General features: G+C 47.7%; 19 protein-coding genes, 1 tRNA gene and 1 riboswitch. Of the genes, 10 read left to right on the top strand and 10 right to left on the bottom strand.

Annotated features, from left to right (window positions below; genetic code table 11):
- Positions 1 to 350 precede the first annotated feature (350 nt).
- Positions 351 to 860, top strand: a complete 510-nt coding sequence (locus GT1_RS07880; protein ID WP_188398249.1) for an FMN-binding protein — start codon at positions 351 to 353, stop codon at positions 858 to 860.
- Positions 860 to 2,584, top strand: coding sequence for a methyl-accepting chemotaxis protein (locus tag GT1_RS07875; protein WP_188398248.1), 1,725 nt, complete (start codon positions 860 to 862; stop codon positions 2,582 to 2,584). The genes GT1_RS07880 and GT1_RS07875 overlap by 1 nt, the downstream gene beginning before the upstream one ends.
- An 88-nt stretch (positions 2,585 to 2,672) precedes the next feature.
- On the opposite strand, the gene GT1_RS07870 is transcribed toward GT1_RS07875, so the two are convergent.
- Positions 2,673 to 2,900 carry a hypothetical protein gene (locus tag GT1_RS07870; protein ID WP_223226114.1) on the bottom strand — a complete coding sequence of 76 codons (228 nt, stop codon included), beginning with the start codon at positions 2,898 to 2,900 and terminating at the stop codon, positions 2,673 to 2,675.
- 19 nt (positions 2,901 to 2,919) lie between these two features.
- Positions 2,920 to 3,104: riboswitch (cobalamin riboswitch) on the top strand.
- 109 nt (positions 3,105 to 3,213) lie between these two features.
- Between GT1_RS07870 and cobI the strand changes: the two genes are divergently transcribed.
- From cobI to feoB, 6 genes are all read left to right on the top strand, one after another.
- A complete protein-coding gene (cobI, locus tag GT1_RS07865) occupies positions 3,214 to 3,936 on the top strand; it encodes a precorrin-2 C(20)-methyltransferase (RefSeq protein WP_188398246.1) in 723 nt (240 codons plus the stop codon).
- On the top strand, positions 3,933 to 4,988 hold the full coding sequence (locus tag GT1_RS07860; protein WP_188398245.1) for an iron ABC transporter permease: 1,056 nt from the start codon (positions 3,933 to 3,935) through the stop codon (positions 4,986 to 4,988). The genes cobI and GT1_RS07860 overlap by 4 nt, the downstream gene beginning before the upstream one ends.
- Positions 4,989 to 4,999: 11 nt before the next feature.
- Positions 5,000 to 5,761 carry an ABC transporter ATP-binding protein gene (locus tag GT1_RS07855; protein ID WP_188398244.1) on the top strand — a complete coding sequence of 254 codons (762 nt, stop codon included), beginning with the start codon at positions 5,000 to 5,002 and terminating at the stop codon, positions 5,759 to 5,761.
- An 18-nt stretch (positions 5,762 to 5,779) separates the two neighbouring features.
- Entirely contained in the window at positions 5,780 to 6,730 is a 951-nt protein-coding gene (locus tag GT1_RS07850) for an ABC transporter substrate-binding protein (RefSeq protein ID WP_188398243.1), read from the top strand.
- A 219-nt stretch (positions 6,731 to 6,949) separates the two neighbouring features.
- Complete coding sequence (locus GT1_RS07845; RefSeq protein ID WP_075756530.1) at positions 6,950 to 7,168, top strand: ferrous iron transport protein A; 219 nt, start codon at positions 6,950 to 6,952, stop codon at positions 7,166 to 7,168.
- Positions 7,169 to 7,248: 80 nt separating this feature from the next.
- On the top strand, positions 7,249 to 9,096 hold the full coding sequence (gene feoB, locus GT1_RS07840; RefSeq protein ID WP_188398242.1) for a ferrous iron transport protein B: 1,848 nt from the start codon (positions 7,249 to 7,251) through the stop codon (positions 9,094 to 9,096).
- Between the two features lie 301 nt (positions 9,097 to 9,397).
- Here feoB and GT1_RS07835 read toward each other — a convergent pair whose 3' ends face one another.
- Together GT1_RS07835 and GT1_RS07830 are read right to left on the bottom strand one after the other, a co-directional pair.
- Positions 9,398 to 9,769, bottom strand: coding sequence for a P-II family nitrogen regulator (locus GT1_RS07835; protein WP_075756125.1), 372 nt, complete (start codon positions 9,767 to 9,769; stop codon positions 9,398 to 9,400).
- A gap of 40 nt (positions 9,770 to 9,809) precedes the next feature.
- Positions 9,810 to 11,222 (bottom strand): ammonium transporter, encoded by a 1,413-nt coding sequence (locus GT1_RS07830; RefSeq protein WP_188398241.1) that lies wholly within the window; start codon positions 11,220 to 11,222, stop codon positions 9,810 to 9,812.
- Between the two features lie 361 nt (positions 11,223 to 11,583).
- Here GT1_RS07830 and GT1_RS07825 point away from each other — a divergent pair.
- Positions 11,584 to 11,680: transfer RNA gene (locus tag GT1_RS07825), tRNA-Sec, on the top strand.
- Positions 11,681 to 11,949: 269 nt separating this feature from the next.
- On the opposite strand, the gene GT1_RS07820 is transcribed toward GT1_RS07825, so the two are convergent.
- The 5 genes from GT1_RS07820 to GT1_RS07800 form a co-directional block, all read right to left on the bottom strand.
- Positions 11,950 to 12,915 (bottom strand): helix-turn-helix transcriptional regulator, encoded by a 966-nt coding sequence (locus GT1_RS07820; protein WP_188398240.1) that lies wholly within the window; start codon positions 12,913 to 12,915, stop codon positions 11,950 to 11,952.
- A 102-nt stretch (positions 12,916 to 13,017) separates the two neighbouring features.
- Positions 13,018 to 13,485, bottom strand: coding sequence for a hypothetical protein (locus GT1_RS07815; protein WP_075756122.1), 468 nt, complete (start codon positions 13,483 to 13,485; stop codon positions 13,018 to 13,020).
- Between the two features lie 66 nt (positions 13,486 to 13,551).
- Complete coding sequence (locus tag GT1_RS07810) at positions 13,552 to 13,965, bottom strand: DUF3788 domain-containing protein (protein WP_188398239.1); 414 nt, start codon at positions 13,963 to 13,965, stop codon at positions 13,552 to 13,554.
- A 60-nt stretch (positions 13,966 to 14,025) separates the two neighbouring features.
- Entirely contained in the window at positions 14,026 to 14,787 is a 762-nt protein-coding gene (locus GT1_RS07805) for an MBL fold metallo-hydrolase (RefSeq protein ID WP_188398238.1), read from the bottom strand.
- A 41-nt stretch (positions 14,788 to 14,828) separates the two neighbouring features.
- Positions 14,829 to 15,326 carry an AAA family ATPase gene (locus GT1_RS07800; RefSeq protein WP_188398237.1) on the bottom strand — a complete coding sequence of 166 codons (498 nt, stop codon included), beginning with the start codon at positions 15,324 to 15,326 and terminating at the stop codon, positions 14,829 to 14,831.
- A 502-nt stretch (positions 15,327 to 15,828) separates the two neighbouring features.
- On the opposite strand from GT1_RS07800, the gene ettA reads away from it, so the two are divergent.
- Positions 15,829 to 17,499, top strand: coding sequence for an energy-dependent translational throttle protein EttA (gene ettA, locus GT1_RS07795; protein WP_349255073.1), 1,671 nt, complete (start codon positions 15,829 to 15,831; stop codon positions 17,497 to 17,499).
- Positions 17,500 to 18,015: 516 nt separating this feature from the next.
- Here the strand turns inward: ettA and GT1_RS07790 are convergent.
- The gene (locus GT1_RS07790) at positions 18,016 to 18,873 is read right to left on the bottom strand and encodes a 3-hydroxybutyryl-CoA dehydrogenase (protein WP_188398235.1); all 858 of its coding nucleotides are present in this window, start codon (positions 18,871 to 18,873) and stop codon (positions 18,016 to 18,018) included.
- A gap of 37 nt (positions 18,874 to 18,910) precedes the next feature.
- Positions 18,911 to 20,095 carry an acetyl-CoA C-acetyltransferase gene (locus GT1_RS07785; RefSeq protein WP_188398234.1) on the bottom strand — a complete coding sequence of 395 codons (1,185 nt, stop codon included), beginning with the start codon at positions 20,093 to 20,095 and terminating at the stop codon, positions 18,911 to 18,913.
- Positions 20,096 to 20,117: the final 22 nt, after the last annotated feature.

Raw genomic sequence — 20,117 nt, 5'->3', positions numbered from 1 at the left:
GTTTTAGTGCTGGGCCGCATGAGTAAGCAACCGCCGAGATTGAGTTAAATGGCAAAAAAATGACAAAATACCAGTAGACAGGAAAATGTTTTTTGGCGTATAATGTATTTATAAATAATTATCATTTATTAATTATTAAGCTTAACTATCCATTTGGGATAAAAAAATGACCGCCAGTCCGCCATTCTGGTAAGGAGTGGATTTGGCGCTTTTTTTTATTTGCTTACTGAAAGGCTTTTGGTTTGGGACAGGTTGGTGTGATAGTAAGCTTTCTGTCTGTTCAGCTGTCCCTGTGGTAGTATCATGGCTGTCCTATTGACATGGCAGGCCTCTAAAATAGGAGGGATTGAGTGAAACCGTATGCTTTATTATTCATTGTTTGTGTGTTGACCGGAGGGCTTTTTGTTTTTTTCTCAGGTGATGATGTTCAGCAGCAAGCTCCGGAAGCTGTCTCAAAGCTGAAACCCGGAACTTATAAAGTAGAGTATGATCAGCCGGATTTTAGAGGCTGGAAGGCTTTTTTCGTCATGGAAGTCAATGCAACGGGAGAAATGGAGGAGATTACCTTTGATTATATCAATTCGTCGGGGGGCTTGAAGACACAGGATGTGGAATATAATAAGCGGATGAGAAGCAAGAGCGGTGTCGGTCCCAGCGATTACTGCCCGCGATTCGTAAAAAATCTGCGGGTATACCAAAATCCTGATGAGGTGGATGGTATTACCGGAGCTACCCATTCCTCTCATGATTTTAAGGATTTTGCCCAGGCAGCTTTCAAAAATGCTCAAATTGGCAATCAATCCACTGTTTACATACCTCAACCGGAATTAGTTGCCCCCGATGCTAAGGAGAAGAAGTAATGCGCGATTTATTTACAAATTTGAAAGTAAGCACCAAGTTATTGCTAAGTTTCGGGTTAGTGGCAGTCGTGTCGTTGCTGGTAGGGATTGTCGGTATCTTCAACATCAACCGTTTGCAGGATATGGATAACGAGCTTTACCGGTACCAGACCCTCCCGCTGCTGGAACTGCGGGTGATCAACGGGGCTTTTGAGCAGAACCGGGCGTATATGCGGGATATTATTTTGGAAAACGATCCGAAAAAAGTGGAAACAGCCATCCGGGCTATGGAGGAGAATAGCAAAAAAATTGATAGTTCCCTGCAGGTCTTTTCGCAAAGCCTGCTGACCCAGACCGAGAAAAAGGAGTTTGAATATTTTTCTAATGTGTTAGAGAATTTTGGCTACCACCGGGAACAGATTGTGGAGCTTTGCAAAACAGGCAATAAAGAATTTGCGCGTACTGTGCTGATGAATGACGGCCCCAAGCTGTCTGCCAATTTTTCCAGGGCTATTGACAAATTATCACAAATGAAGGCCGACAGCGGCAGGCAAACCGCGGAACTGAATGCAAGCCGGTCACAGGCGGCCATTGGGGTAACCGGCTTTCTGATCGTGCTGGCAGGTGTGCTGGCGATCGGGCTTGGTATTGGTATCTCACGCATAATCAGTGTGCCGCTGGTAGCGGTAGCGGCGGCAGCCAATAAAATTTCCCAGGGGGATCTTACCGGCAATATTCCCGCTCGCTACACTGTGGCCAAGGACGAGATTGGCCAGCTTGGTATGTCCTTCAGCGTAATGGCGACCAATTTGAAAAGCCTGGTGACTCAGGTTGGCCAGTCTGCCGGTCAGGTTGCCGCATCGTCGGAAGAGCTTACTGCCAGCATTGACCGGTCCGCCCAGGCGTCTGAGCAAATTGCCGGAACAGTAGCCGGGATAGCTCAGGGGGCAGAGCAGCAAATGCAAGCCCTGATGGATACGGTGGCAGTGGTTGAACAAATGTCGGCCGGAGTGGACAAGATTGCGGTCAATACTGCCACCGCCACTGCTACTGCCGACAGGGCGTCAAGCTCGGCCGGGGACGGCAGTCAGGCAATTTCACTGGTCATCAGCAAAATGAATGATATCAAGCAGAGTGTGGACAATTCCGCCGCTGTTGTTGCCGAACTGGGGGCCAGGTCCAAAGAAATTGGGCAAATAGTATCCACCATTGACGGGATTGCCGCACAAACCAACTTGTTGGCGTTGAATGCCGCGATCGAAGCGGCCAGGGCCGGTGAGCAGGGAAGAGGGTTTGCCGTTGTTGCGGAGGAAGTCCGGAAGCTGGCTGAGCAATCCCAGGCAGCCACTAAACAAATTGAGAGCCTGATCAGTAGTATTCAGCAGGATACCGGTCATGCCGTTATTGCGATGAGCCAGGGGACACAGGAAGTAAATGCCGGCGCGGAAGTAGTCGGTGCTGCCGGTGATCATTTCAGGGAAATCGCAGCGTTTGTCGTGGAACTGTCCGGACAAATCAAAGAAATTGCAGCGGCAGTCGGCCAAATAGCTGCAAGCAGCCGGCAAATTGCCGGGTCGGTAAGCGCAACAGAAGCAATCAGCCGGGATACCTCGGCTGTGACGCAAACGGTTTCGGCTGCCACGGAGGAACAGTCGGCGACTATGACGGAAATGGCAGTTTCCAGTGAGAAATTGGCCAAACTGGCAGAGCAGCTGCAACAGGTGTTACAACAATTTAGGCTGTAATTTTTTAGCATCATGGAGCGACCATGATGCTAAAAAAAATTACTTCATTAAATTACCTCACAACAGGCAAGGGAGTTGTCTGGGTGTTCTACAATTCAATGTTCACCATGGCACCAGGTGCCTGCTGCACCTTTGCCAGCAGCTGCCGCCACTCTTCCAAGGTCAAATCCACTTGGCCGGACTCAATAACATCGGCCGGGACCCGGAAGTTTACGGTGTTGCCGTAGCTGGAAGTTATTTTATATATGCAATGGCTATTGGTTATTTGTCCATGCTTTGAGACCGGGGCAGACATAATCTGCTTGACTTTTTGCACTTTTAATCATACAATTTAAATAACTTAATATGGAACAGGTGCCCGATTGGGCTTAATAGGGAAGCCGGTTGAAATCCGGCACGGTCCCGCCGCTGTGAAGGGGAGCTGCCTGCAACAAGCCACTGAAGTAGCTTGCTATTTTGGGAAGGCGCAGTTTGGCTATGAACCTGAGTCAGAAGATCTGCCTGTTTGACAATCACCGGTTTTCACCCACGAGCGATGGGGAGGGGATTTGCGCGTTAGTCTGGGCAATTTCTCTGTCAACCCTTTAGAGGTGACAGAGATTTATTTATTTTAAGGAGTTGTTTTGATAATGTCAGGGATTTTTTACGGCGTCGGCGTAGGCCCCGGCGACCCCGAATTACTTACTTTGAAAGCCATTAACGCCATTAAATCATCCGATGTGGTTATTGCTCCCCGTACCGAGAAAAAGGATGAAAGCACGGCACTTTCCATTGCCCGTCCCTACATCCAGGAGGGGACTGAGGTTCTTGAGCTGGTATTTCCTATGAACTACAATGCTCAGGCTTTGTCCGATGCCTGGGTGAACAACAAAGAGATCATTCTTGGATTATTAAACAGCGGCAAAAAAGTAGCTTTTCTTACCCTGGGCGATCCTATGCTATACAGTACTTATATGTATGTTTTCCGCCTGTTGGAAGCCTCCGGCCATGAAATTGTCAATATTCCCGGCGTAAACTCCTTCTCGGCAATTGGCAATCGTTTAGGGGTGGCTCTGGCTGAAGGCGGCGATATTCTGAGCATCGTACCGGCTACCATTGATGATGAGCGGCTGGAAAAAGTGCTGGCTGCCTCTGATAATGTGGTGCTGATGAAAGTGTATAAAAATTATACCGAAATTGTTGAAAAACTGCATAAGCACGGTATGGTAGAAAATGCCGTAATGGTCTCAAAATGCGGCCTGGAAGGCGAAGAAATTATTCGTGATTTGGCGGCTGCCGGTAACCAGAAGGTAAATTACCTCTCAACCATTCTGACCAAACGTTCAAAAGTGAGTAAGCACGCATTGGCATGAGCAGTACGTTAACCGCGCTCTTGAGCCGCCAGAAGGCCAAAACCCGTCTGGCGGCTATGGTGCTTTTGGTGGTAATGGTTCTGTTTACTTTAGCTGCCGTAGGTTTTGGCCGGGCGGATATCGGTATCGAGGACGCTGCGGTTGTTATTTATGGAAAAATTACCGGCAATGCTGACAGCTATAGCCACGTAAATGGGGCTATCACGGCCATTATCTGGGATATCCGCCTGCCGCGCATTCTGGCTGCCATTGCTGTTGGCGGCGGCTTGGCGGTGGCTGGTGTTGTCTTTCAGGCGTTGCTCAGGAATCCGCTGGCAGATTCCTATACCATGGGTGTATCGACAGGTGCAGCCTTTGGGGCCAGTATAGCTATCTATCTTAATATTCTTGCCCAGAGTAGCCTGCCTGTCACGCTGTTGGCCTTTGGCGGGGCGGTGGCCACCCTGCTTGTTGTCATGTCTATGGCCCGGGTAGGCGGCTATGTGTCATCTGCCAATCTGGTTATTGCCGGGATTATTGTCAGCAGTATTCTGTCAGCCGCCATCAGCATGGTTAAGAGTCTGGCCGGCGAACAGGTATCGGCCATTGTTGCCTGGCTGATCGGCAGCCTGGCAGCTAAAAGCTGGGAGCATGTCGTATATGGCTGGCCGCTTATTCTGGCTGCTTGCTTCGTATGCTATTACTATGCCGAAGATCTCAATGTTGTATCCCTGGGGGACCGTGAGGCCCGCAGTCTGGGCATTAACGCTTCCCGCCTGCGTATGATACTTTTGGCGGCCGGAGCCCTGATTACTGCCGTATGTGTGGCTATCAGCGGTATTATTGGCTTTGTCGGCCTCATTGTGCCGCATATGGTCAGGATGTTGACCGGTTCGGATAACAAGGTGCTTATTCCGCTCAGTGGCCTCACCGGCGGTATTCTGCTGCTAACGGCCGATACATTTGGCCGTTCTGTCGGCAATATTGAGATTCCGGTAGGGGTGTTGACTACCCTTTTAGGCGGTCCTTTCTTTGTCTATATTTTCAGGATGCGCAACAAGACGCTGCAATAGGAGCGTTATTTATGATAAAAGTAGAGAACGTAAGTTTTAAATATGCTGCCAAACAGGTATTGCAAGATATTAGTTTTAACATCAGGCAGGGCAGCTTCAACGGCATTGTCGGGCCTAACGGTTCAGGCAAAACAACCCTGCTTAACATTATTACCGGCCAGCTTGCGGCGGCAGCAGGCAGGATAAGCCTGAGAGGGCGGGATATCGGTTCTTACCGGATTGAAGAACTGGCCCGCCATATTGCTGTTGTGCCGCAAAACATGGATATCCGGTTTCCTTATACCTGTCTGGAGATTGTCGGCATGGCGCGTACTCCCTTTAAGACCAGGATGCAGGGGCTTAGTGACGAAGACCTGGCGATTATTGAAAATGCCATGCGGCTCACGAACACACTGGATTTTGCCGGGCGTTTAGTTACCGAACTTAGCGGCGGTGAACGGCAGCGGGTACTGTTTGCCAAAGCCTTGGCCCAACAGCCGGAGATTTTGTTTTTGGATGAGTCTTTTTCCAATATGGATATTTATTATAGTATTACCTGCCTGAATTTGCTGCGGGAGCTGTGTGCCAAGCAAGGGCTGACAGTGGTGTCCATTATCCATGACCTGAACTTAGTCAGCGCTTTCTGCTCGGATGCTATTGTGCTTGCTTCAGGCAGCCTGATTACACACGGTCCGGCACCTGCCGTACTTACACCTGAGCTTATTAAGGAAATATTCCGCATCCGGGTTGTGAGGGCAGGTGAAACCGGTCTTGCCGTGCTTTCCGACATATAGTAAGGGAGAAGAAAGCCGATGAAAGCTAAATTGCTAAGTGCTGTAGCTGTAGTCCTGCTGGCAGTGGCGCTGGCCGGCTGCGGCTCAGCCAAGCCTGCCGCCGGTTCTGTTGACGGCAATATAAAAATCACCGATGATTTCAATCAGACCATTGTGCTTAAGGCTCCGGCCAAACGCATTATCTCGCTGTACTCGGCCCATACGGAAAATCTCCTGGCCCTTGGTCTTGAAGCCGAAATTATTGGTGTGAGTCCGGCTGAATCTGCGCAGGCAGCCAAGGACAAGCCGGTGTTTGATTACCGCGCCGACCCGGAAAAGGTATTGGCGGCTCAGCCTGATGTTGTTATTATCCGGCCGTTTATCAAGCAAAGCCATCCTGATTTTGTCAAAACCTTAGAGCAAGCCAATATTAAGGTGGTTTGTCTTTATCCGGAGAGGTTTGAGGAGTTTGACGGCTATATTAAAAAGCTGGCTGTTTTGACAGGCAGGGAGCAGCAGGCTGGTGAACAATTGGCTGCTTTTCATGCCAGGTTAAACGCCGTGGCTGAACATACTGCCAAAGCGCAGGTTAAAAAGCGGGTGTATTTTGAGGCAACCACTACAGAATACCGGACCATAACTCCTGACAGTATGCCTGGCAGGGTATTGCAGCTGGCCGGAGGCGTAAATATGGCTGCCGATGCTCAGCCGCTCAAGACCTCCGGCAGTATAGCTGCCTATGGCAGCGAGCGCCTGTTGATGAAGGCTGAGGAAATTGACGTTTTTCTGGCCCAGCGCGGTCCGATGAATCCGGGGGTAACGCCGGAGGCGATTAAGCAGCGTCCGGGATTTGACAAAATAAAGGCGGTGCGTGAGGGCCAGGTCTATATTATCGATGAAAAGCTGGTGTCCACTCCGTCTTTCCGTTTGGCCGACGGTGTGGAACAATTGGCCAGACTACTGTATCCGGAAGTTTTTTCCGTCCAATAAAATAGGGGATTGGCTGCAATAGGGATCAGAAGAGCGCATCGCTCTGTTTGGTCCTTGTTTGTTTTGCTAAAGCTGGGCAGTGCGTAATTCCTCCTTGACAAGTCATGATTAATTTTCATATAATGTGCTTGAAAATAGATAGCAGTTATCGCCAGTTAGGTGGCGTAATTTTTTATTTAAATATTGATAATGATTATTGCTATTGGAAGGGGAATATATATGACACTTGCTCAAGCTACACGCGGTCAGCGTCTTTTGATTGCTGCTATTCCGGATGCTGCCATCAGAGCACAGGCTATCCGGTTTGGGATTGCAGAGGGCGCTGAAGTGGAATGTTATGAGAAATTGCCTGCCGGGCCGATTGTTGTCGGCAGAGGCAAACAGCAAATCGCCATTGGCCGCCGTCTTGCTGAGAATATTGAAGTGAAGCCGGCCTAAAAGCTTGGTTATTTGGTTATATAGAGAAGGCGGTACATAGCGCCTGTAGCAGAGGTTGTTATTAGTCATTGGAGGAGAAAATGAGTCATTGTCATAATAGCTTAAGTCATATGGACATCCCTGAGGGAGCCAGGAAGATTGTACTTGTTGGTAACCCAAATGTCGGCAAGTCAGTGTTTTTTAACGCATTAACCGGCATGTATGTGGATGTATCCAACTTTCCAGGCACTACTGTTGATATTTCGCATGGACGTTACAAACAGGATGTGGTAATTGATACACCTGGCGTGTATGGCATTTCTTCCTTTAATGATGAAGAGATTGTCGCCAGAGATGTTATTCTTTCCGCTGACTTAATTTTAAATGTAGTTGATGCGGTACACTTAGAACGCGACCTGTTTCTGACACTGCAGGTCATTGATACCGGAATCCCTACTATTGTTGCCATCAATATGATGGACGAGGCTGCTGCCCAGGGGATTAAAGTGGATCTTGATTTGCTGGAGCATCTTCTGGGGGTGCCGGTGATCTCAACCGTAGCGGTAAAGGGAAAAGGTCTTGATGAGGTTAAAAACCGGCTTTTTGAAGCCCGGACAGGTCTGATAGAACCTGAACTGAAAAGTAAGCTGCAAGGCATGCTTAACCGGATTGGCTCCTGGGGCGAAGCACTGTTAGTGCTGGAAGGAGATCCCCATGTGGCAGAACGTCACGGCATACCTGCAGGCGATATGCGGGAAGAAATTTACCATGCCCGCCGCTATAGGGTCAATGATATTGTCAATCATGTGGTAAAAGAGACACAAGAAGGTACTACGTTTGGTACTAAATTAGGACGGTATATGCTGCGGCCCTGGACCGGTATCCCCATTTTTGCCCTTGTGCTGTATGCTATGTATTATCTGATTGGTGTCATTGTCGCCCAGGACATTGTCGGTTTTACCGAAGAGACGGTCATGCAGGGGATGTATGAACCGGCGGTGCGGGATCTGATAGGGAGATTTGTCAGCGAGGAATCGGTGCTTGGCATAATCCTGATTGGTGAATTCGGCGTCTTAACCATGACGGTAACTTATATTCTGGGATTGCTGCTGCCACTGGTTGTGGGCTTTTATTTTGCGCTTTCCATCATGGAGGACTCAGGCTACCTGCCGCGTCTGGCCACCCTGGTTGACCGGGCTATGATCAGCATCGGCTTAAACGGACGAGCTATCATTCCCTTGATTTTAGGTTTTGGCTGTGTAACCATGGCCACCATTACTACCCGGATTTTAGGAACCAAACGTGAGCGGACAATTGCTACCGCCGTACTCGGTTTAGCTATACCCTGCTCGGCCCAGTTGGGAGTTATTGCCGGGATGCTGGCAGGCATTGGCGGCAAATATATTGCTATTTATGTTGGTGTCATTCTCCTGGTATTGGGTATAACAGGTAAAATTCTCAACAAAGTATTGCCAGGCCAATCCTCTGACCTTCTCATTGATTTACCGCCCATTCGTTTGCCGCGTGGAGAAAACGTCCTGAAAAAGACGGTTACCAAATCCTATGCATTTCTTTTGGAAGCATCGCCGCTGTTTATGCTGGGTGCGCTGATTATTTCCGTCTTGCAGGTTACCGGACTGCTGGAGGCTATCCAGGCAGCGCTGGCTCCTGTGACCGAAGGCATGCTCAAACTACCGAGGGAAACAGCTACCGCTTTTATCATGGGTCTTATCCGCCGTGACTTTGGCGCTGCCGGGTTAAGCGATATGGATCTTACGGCGGCTCAGACCTTAGTGTCGCTGGTAACCATTACTTTATTTGTCCCCTGTGTTGCCACCGTAATTGTCATGTTTAAAGAACGCGGCAGCAAAGAGGGTGGCTTGATTTGGCTTAGCTCCTGGGTATTTGCCTTTATTATCGGTGCTATTGTGGCGGCGTTCGTAATGTAGCCGCTTATTGAGGTGATTGCCATGCAACAGCAAATTTGCCCGCAATGCAAAATGGTCTGTGAACAGGGTGAGGTACGCTGCCCGCGCTGTTACAAACTATTATTAACCCAATGTAATGGAAATTGCAGCAAGTGCAAAGAAAAGCATAAATGTTCCTGAAAGCGACAAAAGACCGTCACAACGGGATGAGCAAAGAGACCTTGGAATTCACTGAATTCCAAGGTCTCTTTATCGCTGTTATCTGACGCAGGGTATCCTGCATATACCTTGTCGTCGATAGCGCAGCTTTTAGGAAACAAATTTATTTCGGCATGTCAGCCGGGTCCATAATGGCGATATCGCCTTCCTCACCGGTACGGATGCGCACGGCGTTGGCAACCGGGTAGACGAAGATTTTGCCGTCGCCAATTTTACCGGTACGGCAAGCGGCCTTGACGGCTTCCAGCACAAGTTCTACCGGGACTTCACAGACGACAATTTCGACCTTTACTTTAGGGACCAGGTTGATACTGTATTCCTGTCCCCGGTATACTTCGGTATGCCCTTTGGTTAGGCCACAACCGTAGACTTGCGTCACTGTCATACCGGTAACACCAATTTTTCTCAGAGCTTCTTTGAGTTCTTCCAACTTTTCCGGACGGGTAACAACATCAATTTTGGTTATTGGTCGCATAATTTTTCCTCCTTTTCCTCAAGCGCACAGTACCTGCCGCTTATGCCAGCGTTGTCTTTTTGACAGTGATTTCTTGAGTGGCAGCGTTTACCGCAGAGCCAAGACCAACCGGTGAACCTGCCATGAAGTCCTGGTAAGCGTAACCGCGTTCGCCATGTTCGGTGATGTCAAGGCCTTGCGTTTCCTGTTCAGGGTTAGCGCGGACTTGCATGAACATACCGATGGCTTTAAGAATAATAAAGGTCATAATGGCAGCAAATATCCAGCTGGCGCCAACACCGATGAGCTGGTTGACAAGCTGGCCGGGATTGCCGTAGAACAGACCATCGGCACCGGCAGGGTTAACTGCCGTGGAGGCAAACAGGCCGGTAGCGATAGCCCCCCAGGTGCCGCCAATACCATGCACGCCAAAGGCATCAAGCGAATCGTCATAACCCAGCCTCGTTTTGAGGACAGCTACCGCCAGGAAGCAGATAATGCCGGCACCCAGGCCGATAATGATGGCTGGAATGAGGCTGACAAAACCGGCAGCCGGAGTGATGGCAACAAGACCGGCAACACAACCGGAGGCAGCACCCAGGATCGTCGGCTTTCCATGCTGAAGCCATTCGGTCAATACCCAGGATACGGTGGCAGCCGCTGCGGCTGCATGGGTAACGACAAAGGCACTGGCTGCAAGGCCGTTGGCAGATAAGGCGCTGCCGGCATTGAAGCCGAACCAGCCAAACCAGAGCAGCGAGGCGCCGATTACCGTCATCGGCAGATGATGGGGCATCATAACCTCAGTGCCATATCCTTTGCGTTTGCCAATCATCATGGCGATAACCAGGCCGGAAACACCGGAAATGATATGAACAACCGTACCACCCGCAAAGTCAAGCACACCCAGTTCACGAATCCAGCCACCTACACCCCATACCCAGTGGGCAATCGGGTCGTAGACAAAGGTAGTCCAGAGTAAGGCAAATACGACAAAAGCGCCGAATTTCATCCGTTCGGCAAAAGCGCCGGTAATTAAAGCGACAGTGAGAACCGCAAACATACTCTGAAAAATCATAAAGGCCTGATGGGGAATGGTGGCGGAATAATCGGCATTTGGCGCCTGACCAACACCGTTTAAGCCTATCCAGTCCAGTGAGCCGATAAAATGGCCGATGTCAGGCCCAAAGGCTAACGAATAGCCAAAGAGTGTCCATTGCACAGTTACCAGACCGATGACAAAAAAGCTCTGCATGATGGTGCTTAAGGCATTTTTAGTTCTTACCATGCCGCCATAGAATAAGGCCAAACCAGGAGTCATAAGCATAACAAGTGCAGCACATACAAGAACGAAGGCCGTATCACCAGTATCAACAGTAGCCGGGGCGGCGGCAGTTTCATTAGCAAAGGCTGCCGGTATGAATGTGAGCATTACTAAGAGGCACACACTGAAAATAGTCCATAGTTTTCTCATTTTGCATCCCTTCCCTTATCTAATAATATTTTTACGATAAAAGCAAATGTATGGATAACAACATCCCTCCTTGTGAGGCTCCAATACAAAAAGCGCCCTAAAAGCCGCAGCTTTCAGGACGCCATTGTCCGGAACCGTAGACAGAAAAAGCCTTCGCAAATGAATTGCGAAGGCTTCGTTGCCTAACGTTATTTGGTTGATGTAGTCACTATAGCAGAGGCAATACGCCAGTGTCAAGTAACATTTTTTTACTGAAAACCCTATGTACTCTCAAATAAGGACATTAAAGGTTTGTGTTTGCGGACGGTGAACCTTGAATAATAAGAAGCCTCATGATATATTATATATGTAAAGTTCATATGGGAGTGGATGGGGCCTGGTGGCTCCTGCAGTCTTCAAAACTGTCCGTTCGGCATTAACCTGTCGATGGTGGGTTCGATTCCTACACACTCCCGCCAAAGAAAATACCATCTATTGATAAAAAGATTTTTGTCAGCAAATTATTTTTCGGTGTGTACTTCACATACGGGTGCGCCTACGCTCCCCCTACGCAGAAATACCATATTTCATAATATTACGTACAAATTGAATATATCAAGACATTGAGCAGGCTATATTTCTCCGATATAATAAATCGTGAAATATAGCCTGCTCGCTTGGGATTTTTAAGGGATATGCCAATTTGGTTTCCCGTCAGAAACGATAGTGGATAGGCAGTCGTATCAACTTACTTCCGTACCGGCCGAATATATTTAAAAAATCGCTCCGGATCATGATACATATAAATGATTCTGCTAGGCGTTGTATCAAAGCAATACCCTGTGCCTGAAAAGTCAAACGCTGACATGGCAGTTTCTATCTTTTCCTCCACGCTACGGTTTTCCTGCTCGTAATCGAACGGCCCATGTTCAAAAACGACATACTCTGCTTCGGGAATATCAATCATCAGCATTTGCGACGGTACTTCGCCCCGGTAATCAGCAGGAAGGCGCACACCATAGCACTCTGTGCGTGGAAAACCCCAATCGCAGAGCCTGCCCTCCGGATCGCTGATATACGCCATAAGCTGGCCGCTCCCGCTGTTTGCATCGCTTCCGCCGTCATCATCCAGTTTCCCCTTGATGCTTTCCAGCAAGCCGCAGATGGTTTCGCAGTCCTGCCCCGGAATCTGACTTTGCTTTTGCCAAAAATCCCAATATCCGTTGCTTTCGTAGTTTTTAATATGCAGAAACTTGTGTGCGGGAATGGTTACGAAATAAATTTTAACATCCTCTGTTGATTTTATCATGCCAATCTCTCCAAATCCGAAAAAGTAGCGGTCGAAAGGGTTGATTTTTGTACGAAGAACCACAGGCACAGGCTTTTTCCTGTATTCACTTGGCGTTACCCCATAGGTTCCCTTAAAAGCTCTTGTAAAAGCCTCGTGAGAGGAAAAGCCGTAATCAAAAGCAATATCCAAGAGGCTTCTTTCATGATCCCGAACCTCTTTGAGCGCAAAGGTCAGCTTTCTAAGCCGCAGATAATCCCGAAACTGCATACCCGATATTTCCTTGAACTTTCTGGTGGTATGAAATTCTGAATAACCCAGCTTGCGGGAAAGAAACCTCAGTGTCAGGGCTTCATTGTGATAGTGTCTGATACACTCGTCTATTTCATCAACGATGATTTGAATTTGCTTGTGCCACTCGTGCATTTGTCTGTTCACCCCGTTTCGAATGCCCTGCATTTATTATATAGGAGCAGAGAGCACACGGCTTGATTTTACTTGCTCTGATTCAATTACCCGCATTTTTTATCAAAACTTCGATTTTTCATAATTATATGGAATGCTGGTTCCGACAACCACGTCTTCAATTTTTTCGATAATCAGCCAGTCGTCCATATTGCCCTGATGGTCAAATGCCAGCGCAGGCTCAATCGCTTCCACCTGTTCAAACTCCACCAGACACAGGCATTTTTTATGCCAGCGCGTGCGCTGTTTATCGGTCAAATTCAGCTTGTCCTGATGATCATCAAAGGTTTTTACAATTTCATCTTCCGTCAGCTTCACGTAATTTTGTACGGATTTCACAACGGCTTTTGCCGCAATAAGAGCCGTGCCTTTTTCCATAAAGTACAGGCTTTCGCCCTTAAAAACACGGCTATGCGGAATTTTACGTCCTGCCGCACCCCTGACAATCATTGTTTTTGTTCCGGATAAGATTTTATCTAAAACATGCTCGCCCTTTTTGCCGGTGTTATCGCAATAAACTAAATGTACCATTGGTGTTTTCTCCTTCTCAAGTATGGATTATTTGACAGCCTGTTATGACACAACATCGCCAAAACATTATTTTTTATTAGGCTTTCGTTTAATCATTAACAGCTTCTCCATGTCTGAAAACAATGATGTATCAGTTAATTCAAACATGACCCATTTTCCGTCATGGTAGGTGGTCGCCTCGTCGTAAATACGTTGTGTTTCGGGCGACAAATCACTGCGGATTGCTTCAACTTTTTCCCGCTCCGCCTTGCCGAAAATAATCATAAAGCCGAATACATTTTCCTTTGCGTACAAAGCGCATAAGGATTTCCCGCCTCTTCGGTATTTATACTCATAGGTCCATTTCTTCCCGCCGTTGTTCCAAAGACGATCCATATCATATTTTGATTCAATAAAATCGGTCAGCTTCGTCCATACATCAAATAAGGGTTTTCCGATTAGAATAATCATTTCTTCATTCGTTGGTATTTTTTCAAGCATTGCCATCCCTCCGTTGTGTTATCTATATTTCATCTTGAATTCATATTACGCTCTATATCTTTACAGCCAAACAGCCCAATCACCGTAATCAAAGGTGCCGCTGCCATGATGTAGCTTTCCATCAACTTTCAGTTGACGAAAAGCGTTCCGCATACGGATCAAAATTTCGGGCTGAATGTCTAGGCTGTGATGTGCGGGGAACACATTTTTTACGGGTAGAGCAGAAACCTTTTCAAGTGACGTGAGATATTCCTGCGGATCGGTGGAAGGGTAATATGCAAACAGTGTGTCTTTATAGACAAGATCACCGGTGAATAAGTATCCATGTTGCGGTTCCCAAAAGCATAGATGCCCCGGAGAGTGCCCCGGTGTATGCAGCGCCGTGATTACGCGCCCACCCAGATCAATGGTGTCACCGTCTTTCAGCACCCGCGTCGGCATTCCCTGAAAAAACTTATAAGTGTTGACATCATAGCCCTCCGGTAAATCGCACCGGTCGATCACCATACCCCGGATGGTATCCATCGTCAGTGGGAACTCACCACACAGCCAGTTTAATTCTGCTTCATGAGCATAGAAATCTGGGTAGTATTCATGCCCGCCGATGTGATCCCAATGGATATGTGTTGCCGCGGCAATTACCGGCTTGTCCGTCAGTTTTTTCACTTCTTCGGAAATATTGCAGATGCCTAGCCCTGTATCGATGAGCAAACACCGCTCGTTACCTTCAAGCAGGTAGCAATGTGTTTCCTCCCAATGGCGGTATTCACTGATTATGTGAGTATATATATCAATTTGATCAAGCGTAAACCAGTTTTCCATTTTTTAGTCCTCCTTCGTGGTGCTTGTTTGCATATTGGAATTCAACAATTCTGAATAATAAATTCGGCTGTTTGCTCCGGTGTGATTTTCGATACATCAAGCTTATATGTGTCCAGTTTTTCATAAAGAGCGATGCGTTCTATGCTTCTACAAACTATATCTTCCGCTCGGATACCGGAATCTACATCCTTGCTCAGTCGGGCTTGTAGCGACTGTTTATCGCAGACTAAGGATATAAGATGAACACGGCAATTCGCCGTATCAAGATGTGAAAGAATGTCGTCAATAATGCTTTGTTCATGCATAACCCAGCAAAATACAATATGTTCATAAATAGAGCACTTGATAAAATTATTCAAAAGAAAGCAAATATTCTCCATGACCATTTGTTTTGTTTCTTCGGTAACTTGAAATGGGTACATGTCCCAGCACCAATCCCCATCAAGAAAAATGCTGTTGTTCAATTTTTTCTTCAAAATTTGGCAAGTAGCTGTTTTCCCTACGCCCATTGTACCGCCAATCAAAAAAACATCTTTCATTCTCAACCCTCGCTAGATTCCTATTTATCTGCGTGATATACTATTTCACTGATTTACTGCACAGGCCTAAACTCATGCAAAACACTGTATTTGAACAACAAATAGCTCTATTATAATTATACTTATTTAAAAGAGAATAAAAAGGAGAATGTATCTAGCAGTTGAAGAACATAAATATTTTTTCAGTGTGTACTTGACATATGGGTGCCTTAGGCCATGAAAACGCAATTAGTTGATTTTTGCTTATACCTCCTGTTACTCTAGGGGTATAACTTTCCCGCAAAACCCTACTTTCGCCAATCTGTATCACGTTTCTATCAAAACACATGTTGAGTGTGTTGCGATGACGGGATGTGCTATAATTATATGTAGACAATTGCACTTGTTTTTATTTGCTATGAAGAATTAGTTTTTATTTGCCCGTAAATTTGATAGTATTATCAAGAAATTTATTATTACTTTTAACTAAAAATTTTTAAGAGGTGAGTATATGAGTCAGGAAATAGACAAAATTATTTATTCCATGATCCGTGTATCTAAAAAACACGGGCAGAAAGAAGTCCTCAAGGACATTTCGCTCTCTTACTTTTACGGAGCGAAAATCGGTGTCCTGGGTCTGAACGGATCCGGCAAAAGTTCGCTCCTCAAAATACTGGCCGGAGAAGATCAGAGTTTTGACGGTAAGACCGTTATCGCCCCCGGCTACACCATCGGTTACCTCCCACAGGAGCCGTTGGTGGATGAAACCCGCACCGTGCGCGAGGTGGTGGAAGAAGGCGTACAAGAACTGGTTCAGATTCGTGATGAGTACGAAGCCATCAACGCCAAATTTTCCGAGCCCATGGAACCGGACGAAATGGACGCGCTTATCACCCGCCAGGGTGAAGTGCAGGAACTTATGGACATCAAGGGCGTCTGGGATCTGGACTCCAAGCTTGAAATGGCCATGGACGCCTTGCGCTGCCCTCCGCCCGACTCATCGGTTTCGGTGATTTCGGGCGGTGAACGCCGCCGTGTGGCCTTGTGCCGCCTGCTGCTGAAAAGCCCGGACATCCTGCTTCTGGACGAACCAACCAACCACCTGGACGCTGAATCGGTATCCTGGTTGGAACATTTTTTGAAAACTTTCCCCGGTACTGTAATTGCCGTAACCCATGACCGTTACTTCCTTGACAACGTGGCTGGATGGATTCTTGAACTTGATCGCGGTCGCGGCATTCCCTGGAAGGGCAACTACTCTTCCTGGCTGGAACAAAAGCAACAACGTCTGGCCAACGAAGAAAAAAGCGAAGACGAACGGCAGAAGACCCTGGCCCGCGAACTTGAGTGGATCCGCATGGCTCCCAAAGGACGTCACGCCAAGAGCAAGGCCAGGATCAACGCTTATGAAGCCATGCTTTCACATGAGTCTGAGCGCTTGGGTAAGGATTTGGAAATATACATTCCACCGGGACCGCGCTTAGGTAAGATCGTCATTGAAGCCGACAATGTCAGCAAAGCCATGGGCGACAAGGTGCTCGTGGAAAACATGAGTTTCATGATTCCGGCTGGAGCCATCGTCGGTATCATCGGCCCAAACGGAGCCGGTAAAACCACTCTCTTTAAGATGATCACCGGACAGGAAAAGCCCGACAGTGGTACCCTGAAAGTCGGCGAAACCGTTAGTTTGGCTTACGTGGACCAGAACCGCGACTCCCTTGAGCCCGAAAAAACCGTCTACGAAGTTATCAGCGACGGCTACGACACTATCAAGCTAGGCAACCGCGAGATTAACTCTCGGGCTTACTGCGCGCGCTTCAACATCATGGGACAGGACCAGCAAAAGAAAGTGGACGTGCTATCCGGCGGTGAACGCAACCGCGTTCATCTGGCCAAGATGCTGAAAACCGGGGCCAACGTAATCCTCCTTGACGAACCCACCAACGACCTGGACGTGAACACCATGCGTGCCCTGGAAGACGCACTGGAAAACTTTGCCGGTTGCGTGTTGGTCATCAGCCACGACCGCTGGTTCCTTGATCGCATCGCGAGTCACATCATGGCTTTTGAGGGTGACTCCGTCGTGACCTTCTTTGAGGGTAACTATTCGGACTACGAAGCCGAACGCAAAAAACGCCTTGGCAAAGAAGCCGATCAGCCGCATCGACTGAAGTTCAGAAAACTCACCCGCTAGGAAGCTACTGAAAAACCCGGATTTTTGGGCGTTTAGAAAGGTGGGGTATTTAAAATAATAATAAACCATTTTAAAATATGTATAAATAGGGTATAATAAGCATAGAAACTAAATGAACGCCCCTGTTGGCGCAGGGACGTTCGATGGATACCGGAGGTTAGCGGAACCAGACAGTGATTTTATCCGGTTTAAGTGCGATTATTGTTAGCGCAATAATCAACCAGACAATCACCTGTGGAGAAATCCACATGAAATCACCTCCCGTATTCAGTTTAGGACGGGCCGTAATCCCGTCCTTTACATATTATACCATAACCGTCCTTTGGGGGCGGTTTTTCTTATGTCTTTTTCCTCTTAGCATGTGACAACATAAAAGAGGCGGTTAGTCCGCCTCTTTGGGGGTGGAAATAAAAGGGGCTGGGTTACTGCGACAGCCCCTTTTTTGACATATAATTTTACATATACCGTAATTGCAAGTATTCTAACTAAACCGATAGAAGTGCGGAATAAATCCTTCTAGGTATTATAATCATAAAAGCCTTTGCCGGTTTTACGTCCCAGATATCCGGCTTCCACCATCTTCTTAAGCAGCGGGCAAGGACGGTATTTTTGGTCACCGTATTCCTTATACAGCACTTCCATAATATAGAGGACAGTATCATTGCCGATAAGGTCGGAAAGAGCAAGGGGCCCAATGACATGGTTAAAGCCAAGTTTGGCAACAGTATCGATATCTTCTGCGGTGGCGACACCTTCTGCCAGCGTGAAGATAGCCTCATTGATCATCGGAATCATGATGCGGTTGCCGACAAAGCCGGGTGCATCAAATACTTTTACCGGACTTTTTCCTAATTTTAGCGCAAGTTCTTTTACACTCTTGAAAGAGTCCTCACTTGTTGCCAGGCCGTTAATGACTTCAACAAGCTTCATAACAGGAGCGGGATTAAAGAAATGCATGCCAATAACCTGGGACGGGCGTCTGGTAAAGGCACCGATTGCCGTGATTGACAAAGAAGAAGAATTAGTTGCCAAAATAGTATGTGCCGGAGTCAATTCGTCCAATTGTTCAAAGATACTCTTTTTGATATTCATATTTTCAACAGCTGCTTCAATTACCAGGTCAACATTGCATACTGCAGAAGTAAGTTCAACTGCGCCGGAAATGCGTCCCATAATATCAGCTTTGTCAGCAGCAGTCAGTTTACCTTTTTCCACGGCTCTGGCCAAATTTTTGGCAATACCCTCAAGCCCTTTTTGCACAAATTCCTCTTTAATATCACGAATGATAACGGTTAAGCCGCTTTGGGCCATAACTTGGGCAATACCGCTGCCCATTTGGCCGGCTCCGATAATTAAAACCTTTTTGATATTCATCAAAGACCCTCCTGATAAGTTATATGACGTGTATTGATTAGTAGGCGTATCTTTCGATAATGGTGGCAATGCCCATGCCGCCGCCAATGCAGAGTGTAGCTAAACCGCGGTGCAGCTTTCTTTGTTCCAGTGCATGTAAAAGGGTTACAAGAATACGGGCGCCGCTTGCACCTATTGGATGTCCCAACGCGATGGCGCCACCGTTTACATTTACCTTTTCTTTTGGCAGCTTGAGGTCCCGGCCGGCGGCAATAAACTGAGCAGCAAACGCTTCGTTTGCTTCGAAAAGATCAATATCATCAACGGAAAGACCGGCCTGCTTCAGGGCTTTAATGGATGCCGGAACCGGGCCAATTCCCATTATGCTCGGATCAACACCGGCGGTGGCAGTGGCGATGATGCGGGCTAACGGTTTAATGCCCAGCTCTTTTGCTTTGGCTTCGGACATAAGGACAAGGGCTGCGGCACCGTCATTGATTCCTGAAGCATTGCCGGCAGTGACGGTGCCGTCTTTTTTGAAGGCGGGTTTTAATTTTGCCAGACTCTCGGAGGTAGTGCCGGCGCGCGGGAATTCGTCCACAGCAAAAACTATGTCTCCCTTTTTACTGGGAATGGTGACAGGACAAATTTCATTTTTAAAAGCGCCTGATTGTATAGCCTTGATTGCTTTGGTTTGCGATTCGTAGGCCGCTTGATCCTGTTCTTCACGGGTGATTCCATATTTTTCGGCAATATTTTCGGCGGTAATACCCATGTGATAGTTGTTAAATGCATCCCACAGTCCGTCATTTATCATGACGTCGGTTACGGTACCGTTGCCCATACGATAGCCCCAGCGAGCCTTATTCAAAACAAAGGGGGCATTACTCATGCTCTCCGTACCGCCGGCTACCACTATGTCGGCGGCTCCGCTGGCAATACTCTGGGCAGCCAAGGCCACAGTCTTCATTCCTGAACCGCAGACCAGGTTTACTGTGTAGGCTGGAACCTCAACAGGTATGCCGGCGCCTACCGCACACTGACGGGCTGGGTTTTGACCCAAACCGGCCTGCAGAACATTGCCAAAGACAACCTCGTCAACTGAAAATTTTTCGATGCCGGCGCGGTTAATTGCTTCACTGATAACGGTACTGCCAAGCTTAACTGCAGATACGGGAGCCAGAGAACCGTTGAAGCTGCCAAGCGCTGTCCGGACTGCACTTACGATTACGATATTAGTCATATGTATTACCACCTCTATGAGT

It is taken from the genome of Sporomusa sp. GT1 (assembly GCF_014634905.1).
Classification (GTDB): Bacteria; Bacillota; Negativicutes; order Sporomusales; family Sporomusaceae; genus Sporomusa; species Sporomusa sphaeroides.
Note: the sequence above shows the minus strand (reverse complement) of the source record. Positions and strands in the feature narration are given on the sequence as shown.

Bases quoted from the DNA above. Each gene is read 5' to 3' on its own strand.
- GT1_RS07875 (WP_188398248.1), top strand. From the start codon at position 860: ATGCGCGATTTATTTACAAATTTGAAAGTAAGCACCAAGTTATTGCTA.
- cobI (WP_188398246.1), top strand. From the start codon at position 3,214: ATGTCAGGGATTTTTTACGGCGTCGGCGTAGGCCCCGGCGACCCCGAA.
- GT1_RS07860 (WP_188398245.1), top strand. From the start codon at position 3,933: ATGAGCAGTACGTTAACCGCGCTCTTGAGCCGCCAGAAGGCCAAAACC.
- GT1_RS07855 (WP_188398244.1), top strand. From the start codon at position 5,000: ATGATAAAAGTAGAGAACGTAAGTTTTAAATATGCTGCCAAACAGGTA.
- GT1_RS07850 (WP_188398243.1), top strand. From the start codon at position 5,780: ATGAAAGCTAAATTGCTAAGTGCTGTAGCTGTAGTCCTGCTGGCAGTG.
- GT1_RS07845 (WP_075756530.1), top strand. From the start codon at position 6,950: ATGACACTTGCTCAAGCTACACGCGGTCAGCGTCTTTTGATTGCTGCT.
- feoB (WP_188398242.1), top strand. From the start codon at position 7,249: ATGAGTCATTGTCATAATAGCTTAAGTCATATGGACATCCCTGAGGGA.
- GT1_RS07835 (WP_075756125.1), bottom strand. From the start codon at position 9,769: ATGCGACCAATAACCAAAATTGATGTTGTTACCCGTCCGGAAAAGTTG.
- GT1_RS07830 (WP_188398241.1), bottom strand. From the start codon at position 11,222: ATGAGAAAACTATGGACTATTTTCAGTGTGTGCCTCTTAGTAATGCTC.
- GT1_RS07820 (WP_188398240.1), bottom strand. From the start codon at position 12,915: ATGCACGAGTGGCACAAGCAAATTCAAATCATCGTTGATGAAATAGAC.
- GT1_RS07815 (WP_075756122.1), bottom strand. From the start codon at position 13,485: ATGGTACATTTAGTTTATTGCGATAACACCGGCAAAAAGGGCGAGCAT.
- GT1_RS07810 (WP_188398239.1), bottom strand. From the start codon at position 13,965: ATGCTTGAAAAAATACCAACGAATGAAGAAATGATTATTCTAATCGGA.
- GT1_RS07805 (WP_188398238.1), bottom strand. From the start codon at position 14,787: ATGGAAAACTGGTTTACGCTTGATCAAATTGATATATATACTCACATA.
- GT1_RS07800 (WP_188398237.1), bottom strand. From the start codon at position 15,326: ATGAAAGATGTTTTTTTGATTGGCGGTACAATGGGCGTAGGGAAAACA.
- GT1_RS07790 (WP_188398235.1), bottom strand. From the start codon at position 18,873: ATGAATATCAAAAAGGTTTTAATTATCGGAGCCGGCCAAATGGGCAGC.
- GT1_RS07785 (WP_188398234.1), bottom strand. From the start codon at position 20,095: ATGACTAATATCGTAATCGTAAGTGCAGTCCGGACAGCGCTTGGCAGC.